Here is an 8,087-nt window from a genome sequence, read left to right as displayed (position 1 = left end):
GGGGATGGGCGTGGTCGGCATGGCGGCCTGCTACGAAGAAGCCGCCCGTTCGCCCTTCGGTCCGGTGATGTTCAACGCCGCGCCTCCCGATGACGGCAACATGATCGTGCTGGAGAAGGTGCTCGCGACGGAGGCACTGAAGCAGCGTTGGCTTCAGCCCATCATCGACGGCCGGGTGCGGTCGGCCTTCGCCATGACGGAGCCCGACGGCTGCGGCTCCGACCCCTCGCTGACCTATACCCGGGCGGAGAGGCAGGGCGACGAGTGGGTCATCACCGGCCGTAAGTGGTTCATCACCGGCGCCCAGGGGGCCCAGCACTTCATCCTGATTGCTCGCACTTCGGAGGATGAGCGCAAGGGGCTCACCGCCTTCCTCTTCGATGCGAGCCAGCCCGGCTGGCGCATCGAGCGCCGCATCCCCATCATGGGCCCGGAAGAGCATGGCGGTCATTGCGAGCTCGTCTTCGAAGGGCTGCGCATTCCGGACGCGCACCGCCTGCTGGGCGTTGGCGATGGGCTCAAGGTCACGCAGATCCGGCTCGGCACCGCCCGCCTCACGCACTGCATGCGCTGGCTGGGGCTCTCCAAGCGCTGCCTGGAAGAAGCGGGGGGCTATGTCTCGCGGCGCATGAGCTTCGGGGAGACCCTGGCAAAGCATGAGGGCGTGCAGTGGATGCTGGGCGACGCCGCGAAGGACATTCATATCGGCCGGCTGCTCACGATGAGCGCTGCCTGGAAGCTGGACCAGGGCGACTTCGCGCGCGCCGACATCTCCATCGCGAAGATGCATGTGGCGGACACCCTGCACAAAGCCGCCGACACGGCCATCCAGTTGATGGGGGCCCGCGGCTATTCCAAGGACACGATGGTCGAATGGATCTACCGCTACGCACGGCAGGCACGGCTGGTCGACGGCGCGAGCGAGATCCACAAGATGGTGCTGTCGCGCGCCTACTTGTCCGAAGGTCCGGAGTTCTTCAAGTGGGGCGTGTCCTCCGCTTCCTGAAAGGTGGATGCATGCGGGAGGAACAGAGGACGGCGCTGGAGCACTTCCTGGCCGCGAGGGCTGGCGCAAACGAGGTGCGGATCCACGAGGCGCGGCTGCTCTCCGGAGGCGCCATCCAGGAGAACTGGTCGCTGTCCGCCACCGTGACAGGCGGCCGGCATGAGGGCGTGCTGGAGTGCGTGCTGCGCTCCGACGCGCCCTCGGCCGTCGCCGTGTCACACAGCCGTGCGCAGGAGTTCGCCCTGTTGCAGGTGGCCTTCCGCGCCGGCGTGACGGTGCCCGAGCCCCTGTGGCTCGGAGACGCCTCGGTGTTCGGTCGTGACTTCTTCGTGATGCGGAAGGCGAAGGGCACGGCCTCCGGTTATCGCCTCGTGAAGGAGCCGGGCCTGGGAGGTGACCGGGAAGCGCTGACGGAGCGCCTGGGGGAGGAGCTGGCGCGGCTGCATGCCATCCGCCCGCCGGTGGATGGCCTGTCCTTCCTCCGGACTCCGACGCTGCCGCCCGCGCTCCAGTGCGTGAAGGACTCCCGTGAGTTCCTGGACGGCCACCGCGCGGCGTTCCCGGCGCTGGAGTGGGGCCTGCGCTGGCTGGAGCAGCACGCACCGGCCACACCGGCGCTGGTGCTGACGCATCGTGATTTCCGGACGGGGAACTACATGGTGGATGAGACGGGCCTCACGGCCGTGTTGGATTGGGAGTTCGCGGCCTGGTCGGATCCGCTGGAGGACCTCGGCTGGTTCTGCGCGCGCTGCTGGCGCTTCGGCCAGTTCGACAAGGAAGCGGGAGGCATTGGCTCCCGCGAGGCGCTGTTCCGTGGCTATGAGCGCGTGAGTGGCCGGCGTCCCGAGCGTGAGGCCGTGTCCTATTGGGAGGTGCTGGCCCATGTGCGGTGGGCGGTGATTGCCCTGCAGCAGGGCGAGCGGCATGTCTCCGGGCAGGAGCCATCCCTGGAGCTGGCGCTGACGGCGCATGTCGTGCCGGAGCTGGAGCTGGAAGTCCTGCGCATGACCGGGGGCCGGCATGCGTGAGTGCCCCGACGGTATCGCGTTGCTTGTGATTGCCCGCGAGGTGCTGCGCAAGGAGCTGCTGCCCCTGCTGCCCGGGGACAAGGCCTATGCGGCGCTGATGGTGGCCAATGCCATGGGCATCGCCGAGCGCCAGCTGCGCAATGGTGAAGGCCCCCAGCGGGAAGAACAGCAGGCGCTGGCGGACCTGCTCGGGACGGAAGGCACGCTGGCGGAGCTGAACCGTGAGTTCGCGGCGAGGATCCGCCGGGGCGACTTCGACAACGATGCCGAAGCCCGCCGGGTGCTCTGGGAGTCCACCGTGCAGCGGGTGCGTGAGAGCGCACCCAAGGCCCTGGCGGCCTACAGCCCGAGCGCCGCCCGACACGTCTTGGTGTAGAGGTCCCGGAAGACGTTGTCGGGGTCCGTGCGCTGCTTCACGGCCTGGTAGGTCTCCTTGTTCCAGAGGCTCCAGAAGGTCTCTTCGTCGTAGTAGTTGTAGGAGATGAGCGTCTTGGTGCCGTTGACCCGCTGCAGCTCGTCCTCGAACTCCTTGTAGAGGTTGCGGCCCTCCGGCTGCGGGAGGCCGTAGACGGCCAGGTCGAGGAACAGCGGATCATGCACGCCGCCCCACCACTGGGGCGTCAGCCATTCGTAGTCCCGCGTCCGGCGGAAGGGCACGCACCACACCGGGTAGAAGTGCATCTCGCGGTGGTACCAGTCCATGAACTCGGCCGTGCGCGAGAAGGGCACGAACACGTCCACGATGACGTTGGGGTTCTTGTCCGGCAGGAAGCGGTGGAAGCGGTCCGCCGCCCTCAGCACGCTGTCCGAGTGCACCAGCTTGCCGAACAGCGCCCGGGCCAGGAGGCTTCGCGGGCGGACGTGGGTGACGCCCCGGTTGTAGCGGAAGAGGTAGTCGTAGGTCGTGAGGTAGTCCTCGGACAGGCGCGGGATGCTCTCGCAGTACGCCTTGAGCCAGTCATACCGGCTCACATGCGGCGCGCGCTCCACGAAGCGGCCCACGCACAGCACGTGCTTCGTGGGGGAGAAGATCTGCCCGTCCAGGTAGTCCACGTCCTGGGCCTTGAAGTGGCGCCAGATGCCCTGCTGGAACGCTTCCAGCGTGGCGTAGGTCTCATACGTCACGTGCACGTAGGGCGCGACGCGGACGAGCTTGAAGCGCAGCTTGGAGAGGACGCCCAGCGTCCCGAACGAGCCGTGGATCATCTGGAACACCAGCGGGTGGTGCTGGGGCGAGCAGTGCAGCACCTCGCCCTTGGCGGTGATGATCTCGTACTCGAGGCAGGTGTCGTGGAAGCCGCCGTGCCGGAACGACATGGACTCGATGGAGCACCCCGCGACGGCGCCGCCGAGCGTGATGGTCTTATGTTCGGGGACGATGATGGGCGCGAGCCCGTGGCGCAGCGTCGCCTGGACCACCTGGTCGAAGGTGACCGCGGGCTCGGCCGTGCACGTCATCCCCACCGGGTCGATGTCGAGGATTTCATCCAGGTCCCCCAGGTCGATCTTCTCGTCGCTGCGTCGCCGGTCGTTGCGCTTGGGCACCTGGTGCGGCGGCGTCTTCTTGCGGAAGGACACGGGGCGCGTGCTCGTCCTCAGCCGCAGCTGGCGTGTGATCCGCTCCACCTTCGCCTCGTGGAGCGACTCCTTCCCCATCGTCATCTCGAGCCTCCGAACTCCGTTGCGGCAATGGTGGGGAAGGGCCCTCCGACTGGGGAGTCAGGGCCCGCACCTCCGGCCACCGTCTGGTCGGCCGCCTGACATGCACCGTGTCCGCTGGCGCCAAGACGCTAGGACCCGCGTCCAGTGGCTCCCCGGGCGGGGATGACCACATGCGTCGTGATGTTCAGGGGACCGCAACTAATTTCCGGGTTTATCGAGAATGTCCTGCTTCATGACAGAACTGGGTCGTTGTCGACCCTCTCTCCCCCCATGAACGGAAGAGCATCCCTGATGAACTCCCCCTTCCCCCGAATGGACTGGCGCCGTGCGCGGGTCCTGCTGCCCGTGCTGCTGTCCGTGGCCTGCGGCGAAGCTCCTTCCCTTGAGTCGTTGGGCACCGAGGAGTCCGCGCTCGGCACCCCTGTCACCGTGGCCTTCCAGGAGCAGGTGTCGCCCTCGGCGACGTACACCGGCGCGTCGGACACGACGCTCCTGGAGAGCACCCCCGGCATCAACAGCGGCGCGGACACGACGATCCGCATGGACCGTGACTACCCCACCAGCTCCGGGCAGGTGAGCAACGGCCTCCTGCGCTTCGACCTGAGCGCCATCCCCGCGAACGCGACGGTGCAGTCGGTCCGGCTGACCGTGTTCGTGAAGAACGCGACGACGGGGGAGGGCTACTTCGTCCACGCCGCGGGCCGTCCCTGGACCGAAGCGCAGGCAACCTGGACGAACGCGACGAGCACCACCACCTGGGCCTCGGGCGGCGCGAGCGGCGCCGCGGACCGGGGCGCCACGTCCTTCGCCACGCTCCTTCCGGGCGCGACGGGCAGCTACGGCGTGGACCTCAACGCGGAGGGCGTCGCGGCGGTGCAGGGCTGGGTGCAGAACGCGGGCACCAACCACGGCTTCGTGGTGGATGCCCCCACCAACATGGACGGGCTGGAGCTGGACTCGTCGGAGTCCGCCACGCTGGTCAACCGCCCGAAGCTGACGGTGACCTACGCGCTGCCCACGTCCAGCGGCGGCACGGGCCTGCTGGGCCAGTACTTCACCGGCGCGAACTTCCAGGCCCTCACCGTGGAGCGCACGGACCCGACGGTGAACTTCGACTGGGGCACGAACGCGCCCGTGTCCGGGCTGCCGGCGGATGGCTTCAGCGTGCGGTGGACCGGCCAGGTGATGCCGCTGTACTCGCAGACCTATACCTTCTTCACCCAGAGCGACGACGGCGTGCGCCTGTGGGTCAACGGCCAGCAGTTGGTGAACAACTGGACCGACCACGGCTCCGTGGAGAACAGCGGCACCGTCACGCTGACGGCCAACCAGAAGTACGACCTCCAGCTGGAGTACTACGACAGCACCAACAGCTCCGTCGCGAAGCTGTCCTGGTCGTCCGCGAGCCAGCCCAAGCAGATCATCCCCGTGGACCAGCTCTTCCCCGCCACGGCGCAGCAGCCGGGCAACCCCGGCCTCACCGGCCTGGACAACACGGGCAAGACGATCCCGGACACGAATTACGCCATCCCGGCGGGCGCCATCTTCCTGGCGACGAATGGCAATGACAGCAACGCGGGGACGCAGGCGGCCCCGGTGGCCACGCTCAACCGCGCCATCGCGCTGGTGCCGTCGGGCGGGACCATCGTGGTGCGCGGTGGCACCTACCGCGACTGGTACAACAACGGCGCGGGCAACTACAAGGTCGCGACCAAGCCGATGACGCTCCAGGCGTATCCGCACGAGCAGCCCTGGTTCGACGGCACGGACCTGAAGCCCGCCTCGGCGTGGACGGCCGATGGTGCCGGCCACTGGTACATGGACTGGAGCACGCCGTCCTTCTGCAACGGCGGCTACTACAACTACAAGTACGACGCCCAGCCGACGACGAACACGGGGCCGTGCAGCCACTTCGACATGTACGGCGACCCGGCGAACCCCGCCGCGGGCGACCCGCAGATGGTCTTCATCGACGGGACGTACGTGCACGAGGTGAAGACGCTCGCGGAGGCCACGCCGGGCAACTTCTTCTATGACTGGACCAACCGCCGCATCTACCTCGCCACCAACCCCACGGGGCACACCGTGGAGGTGGCCGCGCGCCCCATCGCGCTCGTCCTGGGCGGCACCGGCTATTCCCTGAAGGGCCTGGGCTTCAAGCGCTACGCGACGAACGAGTACAGCGGCACCACGAGCGCGGCCGTCTACATCGGCGCGACGAACGGGTTCGTGGAGAACTGCGTCTTCACCCAGATGGCGGCGGGCTCGCTCAGCTTGAAGCCCCAGGGCGGTGTGGTGCGCCGCTCCGTCTTCGCCAGCAACGGCTTCACGGCCATTGGCTCGAACGGCTCCACCAACTCCAACCCGGTCGTCCCGGACGGGCTGCTGCTGGAGGAGAACATCGTCAACGCCAACAACACAGAGCGCTTCGGCACCAACTGCTCGCGCTCCTGTGCGCAGGCGGGCGTGAAGATTGCCCACATGAATGGCTTCACGGTGCGCAACAACGTCTTTGAATACAACCTGAACGGCGCGGGCTTCTGGTGCGACGAGGACTGCCGCGGCGGCGTGATGGTCGGCAACATCTCCCGCAACAACAAGATCGGCATCTTCTACGAGGTGTCCGACACCGGCATCATCGCGTCCAACCTCATCTACGACAACACGTACGCGGGCATCCAGACGTGCTCGGCGAACACGAAGATCTACAACAACACCCTGGTGGACAACGCGGCCATCAGCATCTGGATCTACGACGACTCGCGCAACGAGCAGGACCGGCGCGGCTCCGACATCGGGCCGGACACGGCGAACGTGGACGTGTCGAACAACATCATGTCGGGCGGGAACATCACGACCCTCAAGGCCTCGCGCTCCGACAGCAACTTCACCAACACCGGCCCGAACACCTTCTTCTCCGGGCTGGACTACAACAGCTACTACCGCTCCGGCGGCAGTGGGAAGTCGCTGGTCAACTGGGTGGACACGGGCGGCGTGAACTACACGTCGCTGGCCGCGGTCCGCGTCGACCGGGGCTGGGAGACGCACGGCCACGACCTGGCGTCGGGCGGTGACCCGTTCTTCGTGAACCAGTCGCTGCGCAACTACGTCGTGCGCCCCTCCAGCGTGGCGTACAACAGCGGCAAGCCGCTGCCCGCGGATGTCGCCCAGGCGCTCGGCGTGCCCGCCGGCACGGTGACGAGCCGGGGTGCGTTGAACTGGCCGGGCCGGTAGCTCCGTCTTGAGTTGAGTCCGCAGGGCCCGGAATCGCGAGGTTCCGGGCCCTGGGTCTTTTTCAGCGGGGGCTCACGGCGCGGGAGCTTCCAGTTGCTGGCGCAATTCGCGGGTGCTCATCACCGGGGTGCCGTCCCGGCCCAGCAGGGTCTGTCCATCCGCGGAGTAGAGCGCCGGGCGCCGGAAGAGCATGCGCAGGGCGTGGCGGTGGGGGTAGACGATGGAGGCCCTGGGGTTCAGTTGGCGCAGGTGCTTGCGCAGGAGCGGGGCGTACTTCGGGCTCTGCGCGGGGAAGATGTGGTGCTCCTGGTGGTAGCTGAAGTTGAAGTGCAGCCAGTTCAGCACCGGGTGCGTCTCCACGCTGGCGGTGTTCACGAAGGGGTTGTCCGTCTCCTCCGACGCCGGCTGCATCCAGTGGTTGGTGGCGATGTAGATCATCAGCGAGATGTTGCCGATGAAGAGCGGGAGCACGAGCGCGTAGAACGCGGCCCGGGGCCCCAGCACCCAGCCCAGCGCGCCCCAGCCCGCCGCGAGGAGCAGCGTGAGCACCCGCTCCCGCGCGCGGTGCAGGTGCACGTGCTGGAACGCGGGCAGCCGGCAGTGGTGCCACAGGAAGGCCTGCCCCTGGGCGGTGAAGAAGACGCTGAAGCTGATGAAGCTGAGCCAGTGCCCCGACCCCGGGGACATCGCGTGGAACAGCTTCGCGAACCCCTGGGTGTGCCAGTCCGTCTGACGGGGCAGGACGTCCGGGTCGCGGACGAGGACGTTGGCGGCGCTGTGGTGCGCCTGGACGTGCCACGCCCGCCAGTTGCCAGGGGTCACCAGGAAGGGCGCGAAGCCGACCCAGCCAATCAGGTCCTCCATCGCCCGGCTGTGGAACACCGAGTGGTGCAGCGCTTCGTGCGCGGCGAGGCCCACGGCGGTGATGAGCTGCCCGAGGACGAGCGCGATGAGGAGGCAGGCCCAGTCCGGCAGGGACCGGGTCCCGAGGACATAGATGAGGGCCGCCATCACGGGCACGAGGCCGAGCGCGACGAGGCCGCGCAGGGGCTGCCGCTCGAAGGCTTCGGGCGGCAGCGCCCGTCGCAGCTCCGAGCGGAGCCGCTTGGGGTCATCCGCGGGGATGGGAACCACGGGGGAAGGGGAGTCGTTCATGG

Annotated in this window: 6 protein-coding genes; 4 read left to right on the top strand and 2 right to left on the bottom strand. The window is 67.9% G+C overall.

The genetic code is table 11. The features are described from left to right. The 3 genes from D7V93_RS31600 to D7V93_RS31590 form a co-directional block, all read left to right on the top strand. On the top strand, positions 1 to 1,006 hold a 1,006-nt coding region (locus tag D7V93_RS31600), incomplete at its 5' end, for an acyl-CoA dehydrogenase family protein (RefSeq protein ID WP_147451435.1). Positions 1,007 to 1,017: 11 nt separating this feature from the next. Then, a complete protein-coding gene (locus tag D7V93_RS31595) occupies positions 1,018 to 2,034 on the top strand; it encodes a phosphotransferase family protein (RefSeq protein WP_120646922.1) in 1,017 nt (338 codons plus the stop codon). Continuing rightward, complete coding sequence (locus D7V93_RS31590) at positions 2,027 to 2,410, top strand: DUF6285 domain-containing protein (RefSeq protein ID WP_120646921.1); 384 nt, start codon at positions 2,027 to 2,029, stop codon at positions 2,408 to 2,410. Before D7V93_RS31595 ends, D7V93_RS31590 begins: the two co-directional genes overlap by 8 nt. Here the strand turns inward: D7V93_RS31590 and D7V93_RS31585 are convergent. Beyond that, positions 2,374 to 3,696, bottom strand: a complete 1,323-nt coding sequence (locus tag D7V93_RS31585; RefSeq protein WP_120646920.1) for an FAD-binding oxidoreductase — start codon at positions 3,694 to 3,696, stop codon at positions 2,374 to 2,376. The two genes, D7V93_RS31590 and D7V93_RS31585, sit on opposite strands and share 37 nt — an antisense overlap. A 291-nt stretch (positions 3,697 to 3,987) precedes the next feature. On the opposite strand from D7V93_RS31585, the gene D7V93_RS31580 reads away from it, so the two are divergent. Further along, entirely contained in the window at positions 3,988 to 6,930 is a 2,943-nt protein-coding gene (locus D7V93_RS31580) for a PA14 domain-containing protein (RefSeq protein ID WP_158623905.1), read from the top strand. Between the two features lie 72 nt (positions 6,931 to 7,002). Here D7V93_RS31580 and D7V93_RS31575 read toward each other — a convergent pair whose 3' ends face one another. After that, positions 7,003 to 8,085, bottom strand: coding sequence for a fatty acid desaturase family protein (locus D7V93_RS31575; protein ID WP_120646918.1), 1,083 nt, complete (start codon positions 8,083 to 8,085; stop codon positions 7,003 to 7,005). Positions 8,086 to 8,087 lie beyond the last annotated feature (2 nt).

Source organism: Corallococcus llansteffanensis (assembly GCF_003612055.1).
Lineage (GTDB): Bacteria > Myxococcota > Myxococcia > Myxococcales > Myxococcaceae > Corallococcus > Corallococcus llansteffanensis.
Note: the sequence above shows the minus strand (reverse complement) of the source record. Positions and strands in the feature narration are given on the sequence as shown.